Source organism: Streptomyces sp. NPDC003720, assembly GCF_042875075.1.
In the GTDB taxonomy this organism is placed as follows: Bacteria; Actinomycetota; Actinomycetes; order Streptomycetales; family Streptomycetaceae; genus Streptomyces.
The window spans coordinates 427863-450141 of sequence record NZ_JBIANZ010000002.1; the positions used below are offsets into that span (position 1 = coordinate 427863).

Here is a 22279-nt window from a genome sequence, read left to right on the forward strand (position 1 = left end):
TCCCTGCCGGTCCGACGATGTGTCGACGACGTCAAATCATGGGAATGCTGTTTGCAGTCCCGCATGATCACTGTGTGAGACGTGTACTGAAGTGGGTTGGACTGCTGTATGTAGTCATGGTCGGAGCATTCCTGGCGTGGTACGTCGCTCGCGGCTACCAGGTCAAAGATCTGGTCGCTTTCGTGTCCGCCTTCACTGGTCTGCTGGCGCTACCTGCCGCAGTGATTGGCGTGCTTCACCGCGGCAAGAGCGAGTCCGTGCCTGTCCGGCTGGGGGAGGTGGCCGACCAACTTGCCCAGGGGCGCGCCAACAGTGGGAGGCCGAGGCGCAGGTGCGCCGCCTCAATGACCCTTTCCCGCTGTCCGTCGAATGGGTCGCGGCCGATGCGGACCTGGTGGAGTCGTGGCCGCACTTGAGGGAGCTCGCCGAAGGCTGGCCTGGCCACTCCTCGGAAGCCGCCTCCGCCTGGGCTGTCAGTCCCAGGGGACTGGCCGGCGAGGGGGGTGAGATCGCCAAGACCTTCGAGCGTGTTCCCACCCGCCGTCTAGTGGTCCTCGGCGACCCTGGTGGGGGCAAGACCATGCTGCTGATCCGCCTGCTCCTGGCCCTGCTCGAACGCCGCCCTCCCCAGGGCCCCGTCCCGGTCCTGTTTCCACTGGCCTCCTGGGACCCAGCCCGGCAGGACCTGTACACATGCATGACCCTGGACCTCGAGCAAGACCACCCTGCTCTACGCAACCCCGTACCCGCCGATCGCCCAGCGGCCGCAACCGGCACCCTGGCACGTGCCTTGCTGCAGCAGCGGCTCATCCTGCCCATTCTCGACGGCCTGGATGAACTCCCTGAAGCCGTACGGGCCCGGGCCCTGCATGCCATCAACCAGGCACTACCCGCAGGGCAACCGCTCGTGCTCTCCAGCCGCACCGACGAGTACCGCAGCGCCCTTACCGCTCCATCCGGGACCAGTGTGCTTCTGAATGGAGCGGCAGGAATCCGTCTGCTGCCCCTTGAACCCGCGAAAGCGGCTGCCTACTTAGAGCGCGATGCCGGAGGCACCGGCACCCCGGCCGCAGCCCGCTGGAGACGGGTCACCGTTGCGCTGAGCACCGACACCTCGGCCTCCGAGGCACTAAGCACCCCACTCGGCCTGTTCCTGGCCCGCACCATTTACAACCCACGCCCCGACGAAGAGGTCGCCGAACTTCCCGACCCCGATGAACTTATCGACCAGGCCCGCTACCCCACACGCCGGCACCTCGACACCCATCTGTTCGCCGCATTCATCCCCGCCGCCTACCGCCCCCACCCTCATTACCCCACACGCTGGAGCGTTCACAAAGCACAGCGCACCCTCACCTTCCTCGCCAGCCACCTTCAACACCACCTTGACGGCACCCCCAACATGGCCTGGTGGCAACTTCGCCAAGCCTTTCCTGGACGCGGTCTCACGGCGCTGACAGCCGGGCTCATGGGCTGTCTCCCAGTCGCGCTCCTCGTCGAACTCACAAACGGCGAGATCGCGGCCGTCCTCTTGTTCGGATTCGTGACCGGCGTGCCGTGCGCAGCGATTGGGGGGTTCACCACCTCATGCGGAAGAGGCAGCCCGAGTTCGGGCATTCGCTGGGGCTGGAGCGGCAGAGCCTTGCTCACCTTCGGGCTGCCCATCGCGCTGCCTTTCGGACTTTTGTTCGGACTCCTGGTTGGGGGCGGTTACGGACTCCAGGTCGGGCTGATGGTCGGATTGGCCAGTGGGCTCACATCCGGGCTTCTGGCCGGGGTCAAGCCGGTACACCCCGAACTGGACAAGGCAGTGGGCCCAGGGGTGGTCCTAGCCTGGGACCGGCGCACATTCTGGAGCATGATGCTCCTGGGTTGGATCATGTGCACGGTTGCGGTGGCGCTCGTGAGCGTGGCCGGGTTCTTTTTCGCGTTGAGCATCAGCATCGGCCTCCTCGTGCTCGCGGTTGCGGTCCTCGTCGGGTACCCGATCGGTCTCATGCTCGGACTCGCCCGGTCAATGTGGGTGGACTACCTGGCGGCGCGGATCAGACTGGCGATACTGGGGCGTGTGCCCTGGCGCTTCATGAGTTTCCTAGACGACGCCCACGCGCGGGGCGTACTGCGACAGGCGGGAGCGGTATACCAGTTCCGCCACATCGACCTCCAGCGGCGCCTCGCAGAAGGCCACCGACGGCCGGGAGGCCCCACAGGGGCCACCCGCGGCCGACAACAAGACAGGCACGGGTGGAGCGGATGGGAGCGCCGTCAACCCTGACCAGGTGCCCTTTCTCCTCCTTCAACTGGCTGGAGCCGGCAGCGCGTGTGGCGTTCGGCCTCCCGCAGCAGCCGGGCGGCTTCCCTGCGGCCCGCCTACCTCCACAGCGCCCTCGCCTGACATCGGGTTCTTCGGGCACGGCGCCGGCACCGCGACAGCCCGTCGGCGGGGGGCCGGGCGCGCTGGCAGACCGGGGGTACTCACCGCGAGTTCACGCGCCACCTCGCGCACCCGCGCGGGTCCCCGGTCCAGGCGGACCGACAACGCGCCGACCCCGGCCCGCAGCAGGGCGGGGAGCTCCGCGGCGAGGCGCCCGGCCGCCTCCCGGGGGTCCAGCCGGCGCAGCGCGGACGCGAGCCGGCGGGGCGGGTCACCCGGCAGCTCCTCCAGCGGCACGGCCCGGCCGACCAGCGCGGCGGCCGGCACGCCCAGCAGCGGAAGGACCGTGCCCGGCGCGAGACGCAGCTCCACACACGAGAGGGAGGCCTTGCCCGGGTGGTACGAGGCCCGCACCCGCGGCCCGACGGCCAGGACGTCACGCAGCCCGCCCGCGCGTCCCTGCTCGACCGGATCCGCCGCGGCCCACGCCCCCGTGGCCGAGCTGGCCGCGGACGCCGACCTGCCCCTGACCGTCGTCCGTGTCCTGCTCGGCGACCTGGCCGAGGCCGGACTGGTCCGCATCGACCGCCCCCGCCGCGTCCAGGCCACCGGCCCGGCAGCCGACCCGCAGCTGCTGCGAGAGATCGTGGAACGACTGAAGAAGCTGTAGCGGCGACCTGACGCGCGTGGCGGGCTCCAGCCGGCTGACGCGCCGCCGGGTGCGCCGGTCGCCCAGCCGGTCGTGCCGACCGCGGTCGTGGACCCTGCCGCCGACCCGCCTGTCCGCGGCGGGGAACCCCGCCGTGGCGGGTCGCGTACCTGGAGCTGATGGCAGACGCCCACGTCACGGGTGAGCTCTACTGGAGAGTCGTGAACGCGTTCCGACAGACCTAGGGGTAGGCCTGCTCACGTGGGCTGCTACTGGGCATCGAACGAGGCAACCGTGCTGGGCGCGGCCATCAACGATTGGCTCTGTCCAGCACACTCACAACTCCAGCCCTCGAGTGGTCGGCCGCTCGCGCCCCCAGGCGGCCAGCGGCTGGAGTGCGTCGTTGAGGCGCCTGCCGTCCTCGGTCAGCGAGTACTCGACACGGGGCGGCACCTCGTCATAGGAGACGCGGCGCACGACGCCGTCCGCTTCCAGCTCCCGTAGGTGAGAGGCCAGCACCTTCTCGGTGATGCCGGGAAGCAGCCGGCGCAGCTCGCCGAAGCGGCGGTAGGGGTGCTCGTGGAGCGCCCAGAGGATCAGCACCTTCCACTTGCCGCCGATCACCTCCATCGCGGTGTCGATCCCGCAGACGTGTCCGTCTGGTGCGCCCGGCCGGTTCAGCGTCGTCATGCCCCACCCTTCCGACGTGCTCGCTCACCCCGGGGTAACCACCCACTGCGAAGTGCGTACTTGATCATCCCCGGGCCGGTGACCAGCCTAATCGGCATGACACACAACACTGGTGAGAAGACTTCCGTCACGCTGTTGGGCCTCGGCGCAATGGGCACCGTCCTGGCCCGAACCTGGCTCGCCGTCGGCCACCCGCTCACCGTCTGGAACCGCACCCCGGCCCGCGCCGCGGCACTCGCCACCGAAGGTGCACGGGTCGCGGACAGCGCCGCTGAGGCAGTCGCGGCGAACACCTTGATCATCGTTTGCCTGTTGGACGACGCCTCGGTCGAGGAGGTGCTGGCCGGCGCCGACCTGGCGGGCCGGGACCTGGTCAACCTGACCACCAGCACCCCAGCCCAGGCCCGCGCCCGCGCCGATTGGGCCCGCGAGCGCGGCGCCCGCTACCTGGACGGCGGGATCATGGCTGTCCCTCCGATGATCGGCGTCCCGGAAGCCGGCGGCTACGTCTTCTACAGCGGCTCGCGGGAGCTGTTCGAGCGGCACCAGGAAACCCTGGCCGTCCCGGCCGACACCACCTACGTCGGCGGGGACGCGGGCTTCGCGGCCCTGCACGACGTGGCCCTGCTAAGCGCCATGTACGGGATGTTCGCCGGGGCCGCGCACGCCTTCGCCCTGATCCGCAAGGAGGACATCGACCCCACGGCACTCGCCCCGCTGCTCGCCGACTGGCTCGTCGCGATGACCCCGGCAGTTCACCAGACCGCCGACCAACTGCGCAGCGGCGACTACACCAAGGGCGTCGTCTCCAACCTCGCCATGCAGGTGGCCGGCACGCCGACCTTCCTGAGCACCGCCGAGCAGCAAGGTGTCAGCCCGGAACTGCTCAGGCCTTACTTCGAGCTGATGCGTCGCCGCCTGGCCGAGGGCAGCGGCGAGGAGGACCTGACGGGCGTGATCGACCTGCTGGTGCACTGACCAGCCACTCGCCGCCACAGAGGCGACCGCGCTGGTTGAAGTCCTCTCGCCCGACACGGTCCCGGCCGAGGGCGTTCAGGCTCCTGGCGGCCGTTCGTGGCGGCGCCCGCCGCGCCCCCAGTGCCGACGCATCGGCCAACGTTGCATCAGCGGCAGGCCCGGGGGAGAGGGAAGAGCGGGTGAGTGGCGCGATGGACGCCACCTGAGAAGGCGTCACCAGTGGATGCGGGGCACCGGCGAACGGCATGGTCGTACGTTCGGCATCACCGACGGGCATGCGAACTTCGACGCCGTCCTGGGCACCGACGGCCGAGAGCGTGTCATCGAGGCCAACGCAGTCTCGACAGGATCGGATCCGTCTTTCTATGGATCAACACCGACCGCACCTACAGGCCTCATATGTGGAGCTCCTGCGGGAAGCCGGTCCAGCGGAGCTCGGCGGGGAGGTGGCCGGTGTCGTTGAAGAGGAGAATCGCCGGAGGGCGGCCGGGTGTGTAGCGGATGACGGTCAGTGCCGCGTTGGCATGGTTGATGCCCATCCAGCGCCACTTGGGCGCGTCGAGGGCGGCTCGGACGAGCCAAGCGACGAGGAAGTTGTGGGTGACGACGAGTTCGTGGCGCGGCTCGTCGCCGATGACAGGTCCGGTGAACTCCTCGAACGCGGCCGCCGCGAGCCGGGGTCCGTCCTCGCGCTCCTGGGCTGGGAACTGGTCCAGGAACCCGAGCATGGCGTCAGCTGTCTCGGGCGGCAGCTCCTCACGTGCCGGCAGGTACGGGATGTAGTCGCCAGCCGCTTCGGAGAGCTGCACGCGGACGCCGTCGAGCCGTTCGCCGACCAGCCGCGCGGTCTGTTCGGCACGGGCGAGTGGCCCGTGGTGGATCGCCGCCAGCGGAACCCCACGCAGCCGCTCCCCCAGCAGGGCAGCCTGGCGGCGGCCCGCATCCGTCAGTTCACTCTCGTCCGGGGATGCCTCGCCGTGACGGGTGAGATAGAGGTAGCGGGCGGCCGTACCGGGCATGGATGCGTCCTTCAGTGAAGTCGATCTTGCGGACTCATGGAAGGACGCCGATCCACGCGGACCGGTTCCGCAAAGGGGGGAGTCGGGCCTCAAGCTGGATCAGCGCGAAGGTCTGGACGACGTGTCTCAATCCGGACCTGGAAGCCGTCGGCGGCCCGTGAGTCTGCGTGCTCGCAGGTACCAGGGTAGACCTCGGCGGTCTGAGGGCCGATGCTTCAGGCTAGAGCCTGAACGGTGTAGAGGAGGCCGACCGTCGCGGCGAGCCCGCCTAGAAGGAGCCGCAGCGCGGCCTCGGGCAGGTGCGGTTGCAGATGGGCTCCGAGGTAGCCGCCGAGCAGGCCGCCCAGTCCGCAGGCAAGGCCCAGCAGCCAGTCCGGGGCGATCGGACCGGTGGTGGTCAGGGCCAGCAGCGCGTACGTGATGGTGCCGACGACCGAGGTGAGGAAGGTGGCAGCCAGCGCCGCCGGAGCCACCACGGTGACCGGTAGGCCGAGACCGACCAGGAGCGGCCCGAGTATGGAACCGCCCCCTATGCCGTAGACCCCGCCGACTACGCCGACTGCCAGGCCGAGCGCGGTGAGGGCCGGACCGGAAGAGGCGGGCCGGGTTGTGTCCGTGCGGGATGGCCGTATCGTGCGCAGGCACAGCCACAGGCCCAGAGGCAGCAGGAGTACGGCGACCAGGGCCCGGAAGACACCGGGACCGGGCACGACGAATACACGGATCACCGCGCCCGCGACCACGCCGGGCAGCGTCCCCAGGGCCAGTCGGCGGGTGAGTGGTCCGCCGAGACGGCCGCTCCTGGCGTGGCGGATCAGCGCGCCGGGGCCGGCCGTCACGTTGTAAAGAAGGTTGGTGGGCGTGACCGCCGGACTCGGCACGCCTAGCACACTCAGCTGCACGGGAAGCAGGAACACCGCCCCCGAGACCCCTACCGGCGCGGTGACCACCGCAATCAACAAACCGGCGGAAAAGCTGGCGCATCCCGTCAACCAGGTCACTGCTGGCCCCCCTCGGTAGTGACCCGAGATTCGATGCGGGCAGTGTTGGCCCTCGGCGTGCAGCCGAGCCGCATCAAGCAGCCGTTTCCGGCGTCGGTGAGCGTGCGTGGCCGGTTGGTGCGTGAGGCAGCGCAGAAGTACCCGAGGGCCCGCCTGCTGCCCCGGTTGGCCCAGTCGAAGAACAGCCGCCTTCGCCCGCTCTCGACCGAACGCAGGATCTCGACGTCTCCGCTGAAGCGCGCCTTGCCGGTGTTGTCGCGCGGTGCGAGGTCGAGGTCGGGGAACGAGCGGTTGGCGGCCGCCTCCGGTTCCACGGCGTAGTGGGTGTTGGCGGCCAGCAGTTCGTACGCCCCGATACCCGGGAAACGGTGGGCCTCGGCGAGCGGCTCGCGGGCATGAGCCTGGAGCCGGACCGGGCGCTCGGGACCAGGGCTCACTGGCCCGCCTCCTGAAGCGCCGAGGAAGCGGGGCGCCAGCCCAGCTTGGGGGCGATCAGGTGCCGGACGTCGTGCAGGATCTGTTCGTACTCCTCACGATGGAACTCGTACGGCAGCTCCAGGCGTAGCTCCGACACCTGTGCGAGGACGGGGTCGGTCGTCAGCTGCTCCAGGATCTGCTCCGCGGTGCCGACCACGTCCGGGGCGAACAGGAATCGCTTCGGGCCCATCGCCCCCAGGGTCTGCGGTTTCAGCGTGCGCTCGTGCCGACTGGCCGCGTAGTCCCGGTAGCGGGCCCGGGTGGCATCTTCCGCGCTGTCGAACGGCACGATCACCCGTCCCAGCGCCACCCGCGCCGCCGGGCGGTTGTCGTCCAGGCGGTGCCGGTACTCGCGGAGCAGGTTCAGCTGGGCCGTGGTGAAGTCGTCGGTGTCTTCGCCGGAGACGATGTTGCCGGACAGCAGGTTGAGACGGTTTTCAGCGGCCCATCGGACCGACCGCAGGCTGCCTCCGCCGTACCAGATCCGCTTCACAAGGCCGGGGTTGTGAGGCTGCAGGCGCGGGCGCTGGACGTTGCCGGGCGAACGGATGACCGTGTCCGGGTCGCCGAGATAGTCCCCGCGCAGGTTGTCGACGAGGCGGGCAATCCTGCCGTATGACAGGTCGAAGCTGCGCCAGTCGCCGTCGTACACGAGGTCGCCGAGCAGGTCGGCGTGCGGCATGCCGGTGCTGAAGCCGACTTGGAGGCGGCCGCGGGACAGCACATCGGCAAGCGCCAGGTCTTCGGCCAGACGGAACGGGCTTTCGTAGCCGATAGGGATGACCGCGGTGCCCAGCTCGATCCGCTCGGTGCGCTGGCCGGCCGCGGTGAGGAATACGGCAGCTGAGCCGACGCCGTGTTCGAGGTGGCGCTGGCGGATCCAGGCGCCGTCGAAGCCGAGCCGTTCACCGTACTCGAAGAGTCGGAGTGTCTCCTCCAGGCCGGTGTACGGGTCGTCGTCGGCGAAATTGCCCGGGGTGAGAAAGGCCAATGAGGTGATGGTGGGAGTGCTCATGCGACCGTGGTCCTCAGCTCGTGGTGGTCTCGGCGGCGAGGGTGGGGACGCGGCCGCCGGGAATGGCCGCGAGCAGTTCGTGGGTGTATGCGTGGCGGGGGCGGGTGAACAGTTCTTCCGGCGGACCCGTCTCGACGAGGCGGCCGGCCCGCATGACGGCGACCTGGTGCGCGATCTGCCGTACGACGGCCATATCGTGGGAGATGAAGAGGTACGCCACTCCCGTACCGGCCTGCAACTCGGCCAGCAGATCTAGGACTTGGGCCTGCACGGACACGTCGAGCGCGGAGACTGGTTCGTCGCAGACCACCAGGTTGGGGGAGAGGGCGAGAGCACGAGCGATGGCCACGCGCTGCCGCTGTCCGCCGGACAGTTCCGCCGGACGGCGCTCCAGCGTCGCGGCCGGAAGTGCCACCCGGTCGAGCAGATCTCGGGCCAGGGCGAGCCGGGAGACGCGGTCGCCGATCTTGAAGGCGCGCAGCGGTTCGGTGATCACCTCGCCGATGGAGAACCGGGGGTCGAGCGAGGCGTAGGGGTTCTGGTAGACAAGCTGGGCGCGGCGGCGAAGTTGCCTGGCTTGGGCGCCCTTGGCGGTGGTGACGTCGACGCCGTCGAAGAGGATCTGTCCGGACGTCGCGTCGGCGAGGCGGAGTATCAGGCGGGCGGTGGTTGACTTGCCCGACCCTGACTCTCCGACCAGAGCAAGGGTCTGGCCCCGGTGAAGGGTGAAGCTGACGTCGTCGACGGCGCGCAGGGTTCGGGGGCCGTTGCTGGTGCGGGGGAGCCTGTACTCCTTGACCAGGTTGCGTACCTCGACCAGGGGTGCCGTCTCGGGCTTGGGGACGGCGGGGCTTGGTGTGCGGGGCCGGGCGGTGGTCAAACTGGGGGCGCTGGTCAGCAGATGCCTGGTGTAGTCGTCCCGCGGGTCGGCGAGGATGTCGCGGGTGGGGCCCGCCTCGACGACCTTGCCCTGGGACATCACCACCAGGCGCTGGGCCCGGTCGGCGGCGACCCCGAGGTCGTGGGTGACGAGCAGGATCGCCGTGCCGGACTCCTCGGTCAGGCGCTGGAGATGGTCGAGGATGACCTGCTGCACGGTGACGTCGAGCGCGCTGGTGGGCTCGTCGGCGATGATCAGCTCGGGTTTCGCGGCGATGGCGATGGCGATCAGGGCGCGTTGCCGCATGCCGCCGGACAGTTCGTGCGGGTACTGCCGGGCGCGGGTGGCCGCGTCGGGCAGTCCGGCCCGGTCCAGGACGGCGATCGCCTCTGCGGGGGCCGAGCGGCGGGTTGCGAGACCGTGGATGCGCAGCACTTCGGCGACCTGGTCGCCGATGCGCCTGACGGGGTTGAGGGAGACCGTCGGATCCTGGGGGACCAGTCCGATACGTGCCCCGCGTACAGTGCGCAGTTCCGCCTCCGACAGGGTGGCCAGGTCGTGTCGGCCGAAGCGGACGGTGCCCGCGTCGATGCTGCCGTTCGCCGACAGGAGCCGGGTGATCGCGTGCGCGGTCGTGCTTTTGCCGGAGCCGGACTCGCCGACCACCGCGGTCACCTGTCCCGGCCACACGTCGAGGTCGACGCCGCGGACGGCCTGGACTGTGCCGCCCCGGGTGCGGTACGACACCGACAGGTCGCGTATCTCCAGCAGTGGTGTGGTCACGTCCTCACCTTTCTCACGCTCGTCGGTCATCGCTGCCGGGACCATTCGCCGTCCAGCGCCCGGGCGATGCGGTTGGTGGCCAGTACGGTCGCGGCGATCACCAGCCCGGGCAGTGCGGTCAGCCACCAGGCGTTGGCGAGGTAGTTGCGGCCGTCGGAGATCAAGGTTCCCCATTCCGGAGCCGGCGGGGGAGCGCCGTAGCCGAGGAAGCTCAGGGCCGACACGGCCAGGATGGAGGAGCCGAAGTCGAGGGTGGCCAGGACGATCACCGGGCCTGCCGCGTTGGGCAGCACATGGCGGCCCAGTACCGAGTACCAGCGTGCTCCGCTGGCGCGTGAGGCCTCGACGAAGACGGCCTGCCGCACCCGCAGCACCTCTGAGCGCGCCACCCGCGCGAACGCGGCGACGCTGGCGATGCCGACCGCGACTGCCACCTTCACCGTGCCGTAGCCGAGAGCGGTGACCAGGGCCAGGGACATGAACAGGGCGGGGATGGACAGGAGTACGTCGACGAAGCGCATGAGCAGGTCGTCCACCCAGCGGCCCACGAACCCGGCGACCACCCCGAGTAGCCCGCCGACCACGAACGCGACCAGCACGGCGATCAGCGTTGCCTTCAGTGACAGCTGGGCGCCGTGGACGACCCGCGAGAACACGTCGCGGCCCAGCTCGTCGGTGCCGAACCAGTGACTGCCACTCGGAGCACGGAAGTTCTGCGACGGCACGCCCTTCAGCGGGTCCTGGGAGGTGAACAGATCCGGCCAGAACGAGGCCAGCACCACCAGCACGAGGAGGGTCACGGACAGGAGCAGCCCCGGGCGGCGTACCACGAAGCGCAGCAACCGTCGTACGTCCACGCGGCCCCCGGGACCAGGCTTCGGCCCCGCCTCGACCGGGCGGGCCGGTCCCAGTGCTGTTTCGGCGGGGTCGTCGACAAGGCTCTGGCTCATGTGAGTACCGCCCTTCCGCCCGAGGCCACCACGATCCGCGGGTCCAGGAGTGGATAGACCAGGTCGATGACCAGGTTCGTCGTCACGAAGATCAGCGCACCGAAGACCACCACCCCCTGGACCAGCGGGATGTCCTGGGCCGTGACCGCCGCCGCGGTGACCCGGCCGAGGCCGTCGCGGGAGAACACCGTCTCGACGACGACCGAACCGGCGATCAGCTGCCCCACCAGCAAGCCGACGACCGTCAGGGCCGGCAGGGACGCGTTGCGCAGCGCATGCCGCAGATGAACCCGCCACCGCCCGGCGCCCTTGGCCCGCGCGGTCTCCACATACGCCTGGTCGAGCGAGGTGAGCAGGCTTTTGGCGAGGACCTGCGCGACCTGCGCGCCCGTCGGCACCGCCAGCGTAAGCGCCGGCAATACCAGCCCCTTGAATCCGTCGTTGCCGAACGCCGGGAACCAGCGCAGCCGGAACGAGAACAACTCGACCAGCAGGAGCCCCACCCAGAACGTCGGGACGGACACCCCCAGCGGCGGCAGCGACAGCAGCAGCTGCCGCAGCCAGCGCTGGGCGGTGTAGGTCGCCAGCACCGCCAGACCGCCGCCGAGGAGCACCGCGAGCAAAAGGGCCGCGCCGGTCAGCTGCAGCGTCTGCGGCAGCGCATCGGCCAGCGTTGAGGTCACCGGCCGACCGGTGGACACCGAGTCGCCGAAGTCCCCGCGCACCGCCCGGCCGAGGTACTCGGCGTACTGCACCAGCACCGGCTTGTCGAAGCCGTACTCGTGCCGCAGGGCGGCGAGCTGCTTCGGGTCGACCTGCCCCGAGTCCATACCAGCGCTGGCCATCGCCGTGACCGGGTCGCCCGGCAGATAGTCCAGCACCAGGAACGAGACCGTGTAGGCCGCCCACAGCACCACGACCGCCTGGGCCAGCCGCTTGATCACATAGCGGCGCATGCGCTAGCCGATCCAGGTGTCGTGCAGTTGGACCCGGCTGGAGGCGTCGAAGTTCAGGTCGTGCACCTTCTTCGCCACGCCCAACTGGGTCTGGAGCTCAACCACCGGCACGTAGTGGGCGTTCTGCACGATCAACTGCTGTGCCTGGGTGACCAGTTGCCTGCGCTTGGCCCCATCGACGGTTGCGGCCTGGTCGGACAGGGCGGTGTCGAGGGAACTGACGGGCAGGCGGTAGAAGTTGGCCAGCTTGGTGGAGAAGGAGCTGCGCAGGATGTCGGGGTCGGCACGGGTCACGTTGCCCCACACCGCGTCGTAGTCACCCGACTGGAGGGTCGGGGCGAACTGCGTGATCTGGAGCTGCTTGAGAACCACTTCGACGCCGACGGCCTTGAGCTGCTGCTGGATCAGCTCCAGCGCGGGCTGGTTGGTGGCCGCGTTGGGGAACCACTTGATGGTCAGGCTGAGCTTCTTGCCGTCCTTGGCGCGGATGCCGTCGCTGCCGGTCTTCCAGCCGGCCCCGTCCAGCGAGGACTTGGCCGCGGCGGCGTCGAAGGTCAGGCCGGAGGCGAGGTCGGTGTAGTCGGGCGTGGTGTGCGCGAGGACGCTGGTGGCCGGCCGGGTGCCGGTCGGAAACACGGTGTCGGCGATCTGCTGCCGGTCAACGGCGTACAGGATCGCCTGGCGCACCTTGGCGTCCTTGAGCAGCGGCCGTGAGTTGTTGAGGCCGAGACCGAACACGACGCCGGGGTTGGCCCGTCGCTGGAGGGTGACCTGGCCGCCCTTGAGGGCCGCCTCGTTGGCCTTGCCGACGCTGGAGACGGCGTCGACCTGGCCGGACTGCAGGCTGCCGGCCCGCACACCCGCCTCCGGCACCACCTTGAACACCAGCTTGTCCAGGTACGCCTCGCCCTTCTTGGACCACAGCGAGGAACCCCAGGCGTATCCGGTGCGCTTGGCGAGGGTGAGGGACTGGTTCTGCACGTACTGCTTCAGCACGAAGGGCCCGGACCCGATCACCCCCTCGCTGCACTTCCGCTGCGGGGTCTTCTTCACGCTCGCCGAGGACTCGATCCCCAGCGAGTGTGTCGAAGTGGCCTGAAGAAACTGGGCGTTGGGCTGGCTGAAGGTCACCTTCACGGTGAGCGGGTCGACCACGGTGGTGCTCTTGACGCCGCTCAGATAGCCCTCGGCGAGCGTCCCCAGGGCGCCGAGCTTCGGCACCGCGTCGAAGTTGTCCTTGACCACCTGCGCGGTCAGCTTCGAGCCGTCGCTGAAGGTGACGCCCGACCTCAGATGGAACGTGAACGTCGTGGCGTCGGAGCTGACATCCCAGCTCTTCGCCAGCCACGGCACGATCTTGCCGGTCTTGGGGTCCTGGTCCGTCAGGGAGTCCACGACCTGGCGCACCGAGTAGATGGTCTCGTTGCTGGCGACCTGCTGCGGATCCACGCAGCCGGCGTCCGAACCCACCGCGAAGGTCAGGGTGCCGCCGGACTTGGGCTGCCCGGCGCCGCTGCCGGAATCGCCGCCGCCGGAGCCGCAGGCGCTCAGCAGAACACTGGTGGTCACAAGGGCGGTCAGTGCCGCCCACCGGGAGGATCTGACATGGGAAAGTGCAGTCACGGAGGGCTTCTCCAACTCGTGTCACCAGGCACGGACGCCGTACGAGGCATGGCCGTGCGTGGGCATGCGGCCCCGGCCGGCGCGACGCCGGTGCCGAGGGGGCGCTGTGCAGGCGGGGATCAGAGGGAAAAGGGAGGATCAAAGACAGGCGGAGATCAGGCGCAGGCGGGTGCGGCGACGACAGGTCTCGTACCGCGGCCTGGGGCGGGAAGACCCGTCAGGCCTGACAGAGACAGCTGGTCGAGCGCTTGAGGTCGATGTGGCGCCGACGCGAGAGCCGGGAGAACACGGTGGCGCCGGCGAAACGGGCGCTGAGGTCACCACCGTGCCGCATATCGGTCCTCCGCCTATCCGGCCCCGGTCACGGGGCCACGCGCTTGCGGGATCGTCGGTGATCCCGCCGGGCTTTCACCTGGAGCACCCCACCGCGCGGGAGGGTTGCCGGTCAGCGAGCCAGGGCTTCACGCTGACACTCAATGCCGTTCATGATCCTACGGAGCGGTCTTGGCGTGCGTCAATGGCGCAAAAGGACGCTCCGTCAGGGGAGTCGGGGCGTGAGTGCGTCCGGCTCAGGAGCCTCCGCGCTCGCGGGGGATCTTCTGGCCGGCCTCGATCGCCACGGGCAGCCGGTTCTCGGCCGGGGGCAGCGGGCAGGTGGCCAGGTCCGTGTAGGCGCACGGCAGGTTCGCGGCGCGGTTGAAGTCCAGGACGACCGTGCCGTCGGCGGCGGGCGGATCGAGCGCCAGGGACCGGTTGGCGGCGTAGGTGGTGACCCCGGAGGTCGCGTCGGTGAACAGCACCAGCAGCCGTCCCGCACCAGGGCCGGGAAATGCGGTCAGCGACAGCGGGCGCCCGTCGAGCTCGAACTCGACCCTGCCCGGAGCGTCGTACACATGCTCAAGGCCCTCGACCGCGGCGCCCACGGTGGTCGGCCGCGGTGTGTCGAAGGGAATGTAGCGGCCAGGCACGGCCCAGCGCGGATCGGGGGCGTAGGCGGGCGTGCCGGTGAAAGCCGTGCGCAGCGGCGCGTCCGGGTGCCGGGGGCGCACGATGTCGTTGCCGCCGCGCTTGGCGACCTCGATGACGGCGTCTCCCCAGACGGCGTCGACGCCGCCGCGCTCGGGAAGCACGCCGAAGCGGTGCTGGCCGCGCACCGGCGTCCCGTCGACGACCAGCTCCTCGCCCTCGTCGAGGTCCACGACGACGCCTTCGGGGCCGGTGTGCCACGAGCCGGGCGCGTCCGGGAAGCGCTGGGGCCGGTCGTCGAGCCAGTGCAGGCCGGTGACCGCCAGGAAGCCGTGCGGGGCGGCGAGCCGGGCCTCCTGGCTGCGGTACCACTCCAGCCAGGTCTCGGTGAAGGCGTGGAGGTCCGTGGTGGTGGCCTCGGTGGTCATATGGGGAATCTCCTTTGTGCCGGGGGTGCCTTCGGGCAGGGAATGCAAGGGGTTGTGGGGCCGACGGGTGTACTCAGCCGGCCAGTTCGCCGAGGAGTCGCCAGGTGCGTCGGCGGTCGGCTGCTCCCGCGATCTCGGTGACCGAGAACACGACCTCGGTGGCGCCCGCGTCGTGACGGCGCACCTCGGCCTCGAACGTCTTCTCGTCGCGCCGGGCCGGGGGCTCAGCCCGCCTGCCGCTGGCGCGGTGCGGACCGGTGGGTGAGGGGTGCGCGCAGGCCGAGGTTCTCGCGCAGGGTGTTGCCGGTGTATTCGGTGCGGTAGATCCCGCGTTCCTGCAGTTCCGGGACGAGCAGGTCGACGATGTCGTCGAGGCCGTCGGGGATGAGGTACGGCGTGACGTTGAATCCGTCGACCGCGCCGTGCCGTACATAGTGGGCGAACTTGTCGGCGAGGCCGGACGGAGTGCCGACGTGCCCGCGCTGCGGGCCCAGCGCGATGACGGTCTCGCGCAGCGACCAGCCGTGCGCCTCCGCCTTCGCCCGCCACTCCCCGACGACGGCACGCGGGTCGGCGACGCGCCGAGCACCGAAGGAGCCGTCGTTCTCGGTGACGACCGGGTCCTCCTTGGGCAAGGGGCCGTCGGCGTCGTGGTCCGACAGGTCGATGCCCCACAGCAGCCCGGCGATCCCCAAGGCCGTTGCAGGGGTGACCTGTTGGAGCCGGACCCAGCGCTTCTTCTCCTGAGCCTCCTCCTCCGTGGCGCCGATGATGATCTCGGTGCCGGGCAGGATCCGCAGATCGTCGTCGGGCCGCCCGACCGCGCGCAGTCGGCGCCGGATGTCGTCGGCGAAGGCCAGTGCGTCGTCGAAGTCGGTGCCGTGCGCGGAGAAGATGACGTCGGCGTTGCGGGCGGCGAAGTCGCGCCCCTCACCGGAGTCACCGGCCTGGAAGATCACCGGATGACCCTGGGCGCTGCGCGGCAGGGTCGGAGCGAGGTCGACGTCGAACTGCGTTCCCTTGTGCCGCACTTGGCGTACGGCGCCGGGCGCCGCCCAGGCGGGCGCGCCGATGGAGTCGGCGACTGCCTCGTCCTCCCAGCCGTCCCAGAGGGCGCGGGCCAGGGTGAGGAACTCCTCGGCGCGCCGGTAGCGGTCGGCGTGGTCGAGGTAGCCGCCGCGGCGGAAGTTCGCGCCGGTCCAGGCGTTGTCCGTGGTCACCACGTTCCAGCCGGCGCGGCCCTCGGAGAGCAGGTCCAGACCGGACAGGCGGCGGGCCAGATCGGCGGGTTCGTTGAAGGTGGAGTTGGACGTGGAGACCAGGCCGATGCGGCGGGTGACCGCGGCCAGCGCGGCGAGCTGGGTGATGGCGTCCGGCCGTCCGGCCACGTCGAGGTCGTGGATCCTGCCGTCGACCTCGCGCAGCCGCAGCCCCTCACCGAGAAAGAAGGCGTCGAACAGGCCGCGTTCGGCGGTCTGGGCGACCCGGCGGAAGGAGGCTGGGTCGATCTGGGAGCCGCTGTCGGGGGCGGACCAGATGGTCCAGTGGTTGACGCCCTGGAAGAACACCCCCAAGTGGAGCTGGGCGTCGGGCCGGGGGACGTCGAGGGGGTCGGTGCGGGTCATTGGGCGTCCTCCGGGGCGGCCGCGGCGGCGGTGGCGAAGCGGTTGGCGGGGCGCTGCAGACCCAGGGTCGAGCGCAGGGACGTGCCGGGCACCGGACGGGCGACAAGACGCCGCCCGGACAGGTCCGGCAGGACGAGGCGGGAGAGGACGGACAGGTCCTCGTCCAGCACCAGCGGATGCAGCCGTACGCCGTCGACGTGACGGCTCAATTCATTTAGCAGGGCGATGAGTTGGTCGGCGGGGCCGATGTGCCGCAGCCTTCCCCGGTCGGTCCATTCCGCGTGTCGTTCGAGATCTGCGACGCGTTCGGCGGCTGTGGCCTCGGGTGTGTCCAGTGCCACTTCGACCTCCGCGAAGACGCGGGGCGTACCGGCGGCTGCGGCGGCCGTGGCGACCGATGCGAGGTCGCGCCCTGTGACGAGCGCGACGTCGAGCTGTGCGTCGGGAACCCGGTCCGGACGGCCCAGGACGACAAGCTGCCCCTGGGGCGGGCGCGGCACGATGGCCGGGCCCTTGACGGCATACGTCTCACCGGTGAAGTCGACGTAGTGGAGCCGTTCGCGGTCGAGGTAGCGGCTGGTGGCCACGGACCGGACGACCGCGTCGTCCTCCCACGAGTCCCACAGGGCGCGGGCCACGTCGACCCCGTCACGGGACTCCCGGGCCCGCGCGTCGGCGCCGGCGACGAGCGGGCGCCCCCAGGCCCGGGCCGCCTCGGGACGCTCCTCCTCCGTCACCACCCACCCGGCGCGACCGGCGGATATGTGGTCCAGGGACGCCAACTGACTGGAGACGTGGAAGGGCTCCGCATAGGTGACCGGGACGACCGGCGCGATCCCGATGGTGCTCGTGGACGCCGCGACGAAAGCCGCCCGCTCGACTGCGCCGATCCGGCCCACCGGATCCGGTGCGGCGCCCGGCGGCAGCACGCCGTCGTCCAGGGTGATCAGGCTGAACCCGGCGTTCTCGGCGATGGCCGCGACCCGGGCCACGCGGCGCGGCGTGAGCAGTTGATCGGGGGAGTGGGCGGCGCGGCGCCAGGCCGCGGGGTGGGCGCCGTCGCCGTCGAGCTCGACGGCGAGGTGCAGGGCAGAGCCGGACAATGGGGTTCCTTCCGGGAACACGGGAGCACGGAAACGCGAGCGCGCGCGGCCACAGGCCACGACGAGACAGCCGGCGGGACTGGCCGGCAGGGGTCAGACGTGCACGGAAGGACAAACGGCGGAGGAGGTGCGGCAGTAGTCGACATGCCGCCGGGTGATCAGCCGCGCACCAGTGCACGCACCGCGCGGTGCCGCGCCCAGTACGTGCATCGAAGCCTCCACCTGTCAGGAACTTCCCCGTTCAACGTATGTCGTCCACCCCGCTGAATGTCAAGGTCGACCATGGGCGCAGGGCCGTCTCGCCCGCTGGGACGCATGGTGGACTCATCTTTCCGAGTGTGCTTTGATCCGGCCATGGAGACCACTGGCACGGCACACACGGTGCTGCTCGACCCGTTCTGGGTGAGCCGCCGCGCCGATCAGTTCGACCAGGTCTGTTGCTGACCGCCATTCGACGGCTCGCGATCTCGTTCATCTCTTTCTGCCTGCTGCCTCCTTTCGCCCTCAACTAGACATTTTCAGGGCGTAGTTGTGGAGCGCGCGTGTCGGCCTTGCCGTGAAGGAATCTCCCATGGCCCAGTCCACAGCCTTGCCTGTCATCGACATCTCCCGCTTCCGCGCCCCGGACGCGGACCGTGACGCTCTCCTCGCCGAACTCCGCTCCGCCGCCCACGAGGTGGGCTTCTTCTACGTCACCGGGCACGGTGTGTCAGCGGCACTGCGGGAAGAGGTACTGAGCGCGGCCCGCCGCTTCTTCGCGCTGCCGGAAGAGCAGCGGCTGGAGATCGAGAACCTCAACTCACCGCAGTTCCGCGGCTATACGCGCACCGGCACCGAATACACGGGGGGCAGCGCCGACTGGCGCGAGCAGATCGACATCGGCCCGGAGCGGGCAGCGCTCGAGACCGGCCCGGACGATCCCGACTATCTGCGCCTGATCGGCCCCAACCAATGGCCCTCCGCCCTACCGGAGCTGCGGGACATCGTGCTGCGCTGGCAGGCGGAGGCGCTGCGGGTGAGTCGTGAGGTGCTGCGGGCGCTCGCCGCGGCGCTCGGGCAGGACGAGGGCTACTTCGACCAGTGGTTCGACGACGAGGCGGCCGTGCACGTGAAGATCGTGCACTATCCGCCGCGCGTCGCCGAGGACGCAGACCAGGGCGTGGGTGCGCACAAGGACTACGGCTATCTCGCGCTGCTGCAGCAGGACGAGGTCGGCGGGCTCCAGGTGCAGCGCGAGGACGGCGAGTGGATCGACGCGGTACCCGTGCCCGGCGCGTTCGTGTTCAACATCGGTGAGATGCTGGAGATCGCCACCCAGGGCTATCTGAAGGCCCCTGGTGAAACGGGAGGTCTAGAACCCATGAGCAACTGGGCCTTCGAGACCCGTCAGGTGCATGCTGGCGCCGTTCCCGACCCCGCGACCGGCGCCCGGGTGGTGCCGATCCACCAGGCCACCAGCTACGTCTTCCGGGACACCGCGCACGCCGCCGCGGCCTTCGAACTGGCCGACCTGACCACTCACGCCTACACGCGGCTGTCGAACCCGACCACCGCGGTGGCCGAGGAGAGGATCGCCTCCCTGGAGGGCGGGTCGGCCGCGGTCGCCGTGGCCAGCGGCCAGGCCGCTACGAGCCTCGCCCTGCTCAACCTGGCGCGCGCAGGCGATCACATCGTCGCTTCGTCGTCCCTGTACGGCGGCGCCCGCACCCTCTTGGAGCACACCTTCGCCGACTTCGGCATCGATGTCACCTTCGTCGACGACCCGGACGACCTGCGCGCCTGGTACACGGCTGTACGTCCCACCACGAAGGCGTTCTTCGGTGAGACCATCGGCAACCCACGCGGCAACGTCCTCGACATCGAGACGGTGGCCCGCATCGCCCACGAGGTCGGCGTGCCGCTCGTCGTCGACAACACCGTGCTCACGCCCTACCTGCTGCGCCCGTTCGAGCACGGCGCCGACATCGTCGTGCACTCCACCACCAAGTTCCTCTCCGGCCACGGCACCGGTATCGGCGGGGTCGTCGTGGACGGCGGGCACTTCGACTTCGGTGCCGACCCCGATCGATGGCCGGGACTGACCCGCCCCGATCCCACCTACAACGGCCTGACCTTCTGGGACTCCTTCTCCGACCTCGGCCTTGCCTACTTGTTGCGTCTGCGTACCCGTCTGGTCCGGGATCTGGGACCGGCCGTCTCGCCCTTCAACAGCTTCCTGCTCCTGCAGGGCCTGGAGACGCTCAGCCTGCGCATCGAACGGCAAGTCTCCAACACCCAGTCGCTCGCGGCATGGCTGGAGGAACAGCCCCAGGTGACGCGGGTGCACTACGCCTCCCTGCCCTCCAGCCCGTGGCAGACGCAGGCCAAGCGGTATCTGCCGCGCGGTGCCGGAGCGGTCCTCGCCTTCGAACTCGCCGGTGGCCTGGAGGCGGGCCGGCGCTTCGTCGAGGGCGTCAGGCTGTTCAGCCATCTCGCGAACATCGGCGACGTACGCAGCCTCGTCATCCAGCCCGCCTCCACCACCCACGCCCAACTGGACGCCGGTCAGCAGGCCGCGGCCGGGGTCACCCCCGGCCTGGTGCGGCTGTCGGTCGGGATCGAGGGCGTCGACGACCTGATCGCCGACCTCGAAGCAGGGCTGAGAGCAGCCGCCGTATGAACCCCGTCGCCGGCACCCGAGGAACACGATCCGCCATGCGTCGCAGTACCGCCCTCCGGCTCGCCGCCAGCTCAGTCCTCGCCGGCCTGGCCGCGACCGCCTGCGGCACCGGCGCGGCCGACGACCCGGTGAACGCAGGGGCGAGCAGCGTGGACGCCTTCGCCGAGCGCGTCATCCCCGGGCTGCGGCGCCGCAGCAGGTTCCGCACCTACTGCACGCGCCGCCCACTGCGCGATCACCTGGGCCTGCCGCGGTCGTCCCGGCGGGCGTAGTGCTCCCGGGAGAAGACCGCGCCGCACGACGGGTGCTGCTGGTGTGCATGGCGGCGGGCGCGACGACCCTGCTGGACCAGGCTGTGCTCAACATCGCGATCCCCGGCATGCGCCAGTCGCTCGGGGCCACCGGGGCGGACGTCCAGTGGATCGTGGCCGGGTACTCGCTGGCCTTCGGCCTGGCCCTCGTGCCCGGTGGCAGCCTCGGTGACCTGCACGGGCGCAAGCGTCTCTTCATGGCCGGGGTGGCGGTCTTCCTCCTGGCCGGGGTGACGGCCGCGACCGGAGATGAGCCGGAGACCCTGATCGGTGCCCGGCTGGTCCAGGGTGCTGCGGCTGGGCTCGTCAACTCGCAGGTTATCGGCACCCTTCAGGATGTCTTCCACGGTCCGGCCCGCGGTCGTGCGCTTGGCCTGTACGCGGTCACCGGCGGCGTGGCCACGGCCCTCGGCCCGCCACTCGGCGGTGGGCTCGTCGCCGGACTCGGCCCCGAGGCGGGCTGGCGGTGCTGCCTGTTGATGAGCACTCCGTGCGCGATGCTCACCCTGATCCTCGCGGCCCGCCTGCTGCCTCCGCCCAGGCGCACCGCCCGCAACTCCCGGCTGGACGTCCTCGGCCTCGGTCTGCTCTGCGGCTGCACGCTGACGCTGATGGTGCCCTTCATCCGCACCCCGGACGGCGGGGGAGAAACACTGCTGTGGGGCACCGCGGCGGGCGTGCTGGCAGCCGTTTTCGCCGTGCACCAGCGCCTACGGGTGCGGCGGGGCCGTCAGCCGCTGGTGCACCCCGCGCTGACCTCATCGAAGCCGTACATGCTGGGCACAGCCGTCGCCATGGCCCAGTTCGGCTCCTCACTGGCCGCGTTCCTCGTACTCACCGTCTTCCTGCAAAGCGGCCTCGGTCTGTCCGCTCTGCTCACGGCGGCGGTCACCCTCCCCGGGGCGGTCGGGATGGGCGTCTCCTCGGCCCTGGCCTGGCGGCTAGTGCGACGGATCGGACCGCGTACGGTGACCGTCGGACTGACCCTGGGCATCGGTGCCGCTCTGACGGGAGCGGCAGTCGCGCTCTACGCGCCGACAGAGGCGCTGCCGATGACACTGGCCGGGACGCAGCTGATGTCCGGCACCGCCGGAGGGCTCACCGCCTCGCCCAACCAGACCCAGGTGCTGCAGCACGCGCCGGCCGAGGCCGCGGGAGTGGGCGGCGGCGTCCTGCAGATGGCCCAGCGCATCGCGGCGGCCATCTGCCTCAGCGCCGTCCCGGCGGTCTATCTGCACGCCGCTTCCGGTCCCCCGGGAGACGGTCAACCTCGGTCGGGGTACGCGCTGGCCTCCTGTGTCTGCGCGGGCCTGCTCGCCGTGGCCCTGCTGCTGTCCTCGAGGCGCCGCCCCGTCCCGCCGTCTCGCCTGTCCGCACCCGCGGAGGCGCGCCACGCCGACGCGGTTCCCCGTTCCAAGGAACCGACCTGATTCCCCGTGGCGCGGGTGTCGCACCTCGCCCTCCTCATGCCTCAGCGGCTCTTTCACCCCTACCGAAAACCGAAGGAGATCACGTGAGTTCGACCAGAACGCGGCCCGCCCTCGTAGTCCTGGGTGCGGCGGCGCTGTTGACCGCGTCCGTCGCCGTTCCCCAGGCCTCGGCGGCCGGCCGTACGTCCACGTCCCTCGCCTGGTACGACGCCACCGCCGAGACCATCGGGGCGGCCGGGGCATCCACCCAGATCACCAACAGCCGTACGTGGGCCATAAGTTGGCTCGCAGCCGCCAGGGCCACCCGGAGCGTGCCCACGGGCGTCGAGCGCGGCGTGTATCAGGAGGCGGCGCTCGCCGGG

21 protein-coding genes, 2 pseudogenes and 1 riboswitch are annotated in these 22279 nt (G+C 70.4%); of the genes and pseudogenes, 7 read left to right on the forward strand and 16 right to left on the reverse strand.

Annotated features, from left to right (window positions below):
- Positions 1-331: 331 nt before the first annotated feature.
- Positions 332-2275 (forward strand): NACHT domain-containing protein, encoded by a 1944-nt coding sequence (locus ACFYU0_RS07460; RefSeq protein WP_389298489.1) that lies wholly within the window; start codon positions 332-334, stop codon positions 2273-2275.
- A gap of 21 nt (positions 2276-2296) precedes the next feature.
- Here ACFYU0_RS07460 and ACFYU0_RS07465 read toward each other — a convergent pair whose 3' ends face one another.
- Positions 2297-2746, reverse strand: coding sequence for a hypothetical protein (locus tag ACFYU0_RS07465; RefSeq protein ID WP_389298490.1), 450 nt, complete (start codon positions 2744-2746; stop codon positions 2297-2299).
- 121 nt (positions 2747-2867) lie between these two features.
- Here ACFYU0_RS07465 and ACFYU0_RS07470 point away from each other — a divergent pair, with 121 nt between their 5' ends.
- Positions 2868-3044, forward strand: a complete 177-nt coding sequence (locus ACFYU0_RS07470; RefSeq protein WP_389298492.1) for a DUF742 domain-containing protein — start codon at positions 2868-2870, stop codon at positions 3042-3044.
- A gap of 315 nt (positions 3045-3359) precedes the next feature.
- On the opposite strand, the gene ACFYU0_RS07475 is transcribed toward ACFYU0_RS07470, so the two are convergent.
- Positions 3360-3713 (reverse strand): helix-turn-helix domain-containing protein, encoded by a 354-nt coding sequence (locus ACFYU0_RS07475; RefSeq protein WP_351667151.1) that lies wholly within the window; start codon positions 3711-3713, stop codon positions 3360-3362.
- A gap of 96 nt (positions 3714-3809) precedes the next feature.
- Between ACFYU0_RS07475 and ACFYU0_RS07480 the strand changes: the two genes are divergently transcribed.
- Positions 3810-4691 carry an NAD(P)-dependent oxidoreductase gene (locus tag ACFYU0_RS07480; RefSeq protein ID WP_389298494.1) on the forward strand — a complete coding sequence of 294 codons (882 nt, stop codon included), beginning with the start codon at positions 3810-3812 and terminating at the stop codon, positions 4689-4691.
- Positions 4692-5086: 395 nt separating this feature from the next.
- Here ACFYU0_RS07480 and ACFYU0_RS07485 read toward each other — a convergent pair whose 3' ends face one another.
- The 13 genes and pseudogenes from ACFYU0_RS07485 to ACFYU0_RS07545 all read right to left on the reverse strand — a co-directional run bounded on the left by ACFYU0_RS07485 (position 5087) and on the right by ACFYU0_RS07545 (position 17517).
- The gene (locus ACFYU0_RS07485) at positions 5087-5710 is read right to left on the reverse strand and encodes a histidine phosphatase family protein (protein WP_351667147.1); all 624 of its coding nucleotides are present in this window, start codon (positions 5708-5710) and stop codon (positions 5087-5089) included.
- Between the two features lie 215 nt (positions 5711-5925).
- The gene (locus ACFYU0_RS07490; RefSeq protein WP_389298495.1) at positions 5926-6711 is read right to left on the reverse strand and encodes a TSUP family transporter; all 786 of its coding nucleotides are present in this window, start codon (positions 6709-6711) and stop codon (positions 5926-5928) included.
- A complete protein-coding gene (locus tag ACFYU0_RS07495; RefSeq protein ID WP_389298496.1) occupies positions 6708-7148 on the reverse strand; it encodes a hypothetical protein in 441 nt (146 codons plus the stop codon). The genes ACFYU0_RS07490 and ACFYU0_RS07495 overlap by 4 nt, the downstream gene beginning before the upstream one ends.
- Positions 7145-8203, reverse strand: a complete 1059-nt coding sequence (locus ACFYU0_RS07500; protein ID WP_389298497.1) for an LLM class flavin-dependent oxidoreductase — start codon at positions 8201-8203, stop codon at positions 7145-7147. Before ACFYU0_RS07500 ends, ACFYU0_RS07495 begins: the two co-directional genes overlap by 4 nt.
- Before the next feature lie 13 nt (positions 8204-8216).
- Positions 8217-9911, reverse strand: coding sequence for a dipeptide ABC transporter ATP-binding protein (locus ACFYU0_RS07505; RefSeq protein ID WP_389298499.1), 1695 nt, complete (start codon positions 9909-9911; stop codon positions 8217-8219).
- Positions 9893-10816, reverse strand: a complete 924-nt coding sequence (locus tag ACFYU0_RS07510) for an ABC transporter permease (protein ID WP_389298501.1) — start codon at positions 10814-10816, stop codon at positions 9893-9895. The genes ACFYU0_RS07505 and ACFYU0_RS07510 overlap by 19 nt, the downstream gene beginning before the upstream one ends.
- Entirely contained in the window at positions 10813-11772 is a 960-nt protein-coding gene (locus tag ACFYU0_RS07515; RefSeq protein ID WP_389298503.1) for an ABC transporter permease, read from the reverse strand. The genes ACFYU0_RS07510 and ACFYU0_RS07515 overlap by 4 nt, the downstream gene beginning before the upstream one ends.
- A 3-nt stretch (positions 11773-11775) precedes the next feature.
- Positions 11776-13341 carry an ABC transporter substrate-binding protein gene (locus tag ACFYU0_RS07520; protein ID WP_389298505.1) on the reverse strand — a complete coding sequence of 522 codons (1566 nt, stop codon included), beginning with the start codon at positions 13339-13341 and terminating at the stop codon, positions 11776-11778.
- Positions 13342-13612: 271 nt separating this feature from the next.
- Positions 13613-13729 (reverse strand): putative leader peptide, encoded by a 117-nt coding sequence (locus ACFYU0_RS07525; protein ID WP_023551189.1) that lies wholly within the window; start codon positions 13727-13729, stop codon positions 13613-13615.
- Between the two features lie 34 nt (positions 13730-13763).
- Positions 13764-13876: riboswitch (SAM riboswitch) on the reverse strand.
- A gap of 88 nt (positions 13877-13964) precedes the next feature.
- Positions 13965-14789, reverse strand: a complete 825-nt coding sequence (locus ACFYU0_RS07530) for a DUF1684 domain-containing protein (RefSeq protein ID WP_389298506.1) — start codon at positions 14787-14789, stop codon at positions 13965-13967.
- Between the two features lie 73 nt (positions 14790-14862).
- A pseudogene (locus ACFYU0_RS07535) lies at positions 14863-14997 on the reverse strand (LLM class F420-dependent oxidoreductase); the annotation flags it as partial.
- A 16-nt stretch (positions 14998-15013) separates the two neighbouring features.
- A complete protein-coding gene (locus ACFYU0_RS07540) occupies positions 15014-16414 on the reverse strand; it encodes an NtaA/DmoA family FMN-dependent monooxygenase (protein WP_389298507.1) in 1401 nt (466 codons plus the stop codon).
- Positions 16411-17517 carry an LLM class flavin-dependent oxidoreductase gene (locus ACFYU0_RS07545; RefSeq protein ID WP_389298509.1) on the reverse strand — a complete coding sequence of 369 codons (1107 nt, stop codon included), beginning with the start codon at positions 17515-17517 and terminating at the stop codon, positions 16411-16413. Before ACFYU0_RS07545 ends, ACFYU0_RS07540 begins: the two co-directional genes overlap by 4 nt.
- Positions 17518-18088: 571 nt before the next feature.
- Here ACFYU0_RS07545 and ACFYU0_RS07550 point away from each other — a divergent pair.
- The 4 genes and pseudogenes from ACFYU0_RS07550 to ACFYU0_RS07565 all read left to right on the forward strand — a co-directional run.
- Positions 18089-18790: pseudogene (locus tag ACFYU0_RS07550) on the forward strand (isopenicillin N synthase family dioxygenase); the annotation flags it as partial.
- Between the two features lie 87 nt (positions 18791-18877).
- Positions 18878-20176: an O-acetylhomoserine aminocarboxypropyltransferase/cysteine synthase family protein gene (locus ACFYU0_RS07555; protein ID WP_389298928.1), complete on the forward strand. Its 1299-nt coding sequence runs from the start codon at positions 18878-18880 to the stop codon at positions 20174-20176.
- A 35-nt stretch (positions 20177-20211) separates the two neighbouring features.
- Positions 20212-20448 (forward strand): hypothetical protein, encoded by a 237-nt coding sequence (locus ACFYU0_RS07560; RefSeq protein WP_389298511.1) that lies wholly within the window; start codon positions 20212-20214, stop codon positions 20446-20448.
- Positions 20448-21917: an MFS transporter gene (locus ACFYU0_RS07565; RefSeq protein WP_389298513.1), complete on the forward strand. Its 1470-nt coding sequence runs from the start codon at positions 20448-20450 to the stop codon at positions 21915-21917. The genes ACFYU0_RS07560 and ACFYU0_RS07565 overlap by 1 nt, the downstream gene beginning before the upstream one ends.
- A gap of 79 nt (positions 21918-21996) precedes the next feature.
- On the opposite strand, the gene ACFYU0_RS07570 is transcribed toward ACFYU0_RS07565, so the two are convergent.
- Entirely contained in the window at positions 21997-22194 is a 198-nt protein-coding gene (locus tag ACFYU0_RS07570) for a hypothetical protein (RefSeq protein ID WP_389298514.1), read from the reverse strand.
- Between the last annotated feature and the right edge of the window lie 85 nt (positions 22195-22279).

Excerpts from the sequence above, each read along its gene's own strand:
- ACFYU0_RS07475 (WP_351667151.1), bottom strand. The coding sequence starts at position 3,713 with ATGACGACGCTGAACCGGCCGGGCGCACCAGACGGACACGTCTGCGGG.
- ACFYU0_RS07480 (WP_389298494.1), top strand. The coding sequence starts at position 3,810 with ATGACACACAACACTGGTGAGAAGACTTCCGTCACGCTGTTGGGCCTC.
- ACFYU0_RS07485 (WP_351667147.1), bottom strand. The coding sequence starts at position 5,710 with ATGCCCGGTACGGCCGCCCGCTACCTCTATCTCACCCGTCACGGCGAG.
- ACFYU0_RS07500 (WP_389298497.1), bottom strand. The coding sequence starts at position 8,203 with ATGAGCACTCCCACCATCACCTCATTGGCCTTTCTCACCCCGGGCAAT.
- ACFYU0_RS07505 (WP_389298499.1), bottom strand. The coding sequence starts at position 9,911 with ATGGTCCCGGCAGCGATGACCGACGAGCGTGAGAAAGGTGAGGACGTG.
- ACFYU0_RS07510 (WP_389298501.1), bottom strand. The coding sequence starts at position 10,816 with ATGAGCCAGAGCCTTGTCGACGACCCCGCCGAAACAGCACTGGGACCG.
- ACFYU0_RS07515 (WP_389298503.1), bottom strand. The coding sequence starts at position 11,772 with ATGCGCCGCTATGTGATCAAGCGGCTGGCCCAGGCGGTCGTGGTGCTG.
- ACFYU0_RS07525 (WP_023551189.1), bottom strand. The coding sequence starts at position 13,729 with ATGCGGCACGGTGGTGACCTCAGCGCCCGTTTCGCCGGCGCCACCGTG.
- ACFYU0_RS07530 (WP_389298506.1), bottom strand. The coding sequence starts at position 14,789 with ATGACCACCGAGGCCACCACCACGGACCTCCACGCCTTCACCGAGACC.
- ACFYU0_RS07540 (WP_389298507.1), bottom strand. The coding sequence starts at position 16,414 with ATGACCCGCACCGACCCCCTCGACGTCCCCCGGCCCGACGCCCAGCTC.
- ACFYU0_RS07555 (WP_389298928.1), top strand. The coding sequence starts at position 18,878 with ATGAGCAACTGGGCCTTCGAGACCCGTCAGGTGCATGCTGGCGCCGTT.
- ACFYU0_RS07560 (WP_389298511.1), top strand. The coding sequence starts at position 20,212 with ATGCGTCGCAGTACCGCCCTCCGGCTCGCCGCCAGCTCAGTCCTCGCC.
- ACFYU0_RS07570 (WP_389298514.1), bottom strand. The coding sequence starts at position 22,194 with ATGGCCCACGTACGGCTGTTGGTGATCTGGGTGGATGCCCCGGCCGCC.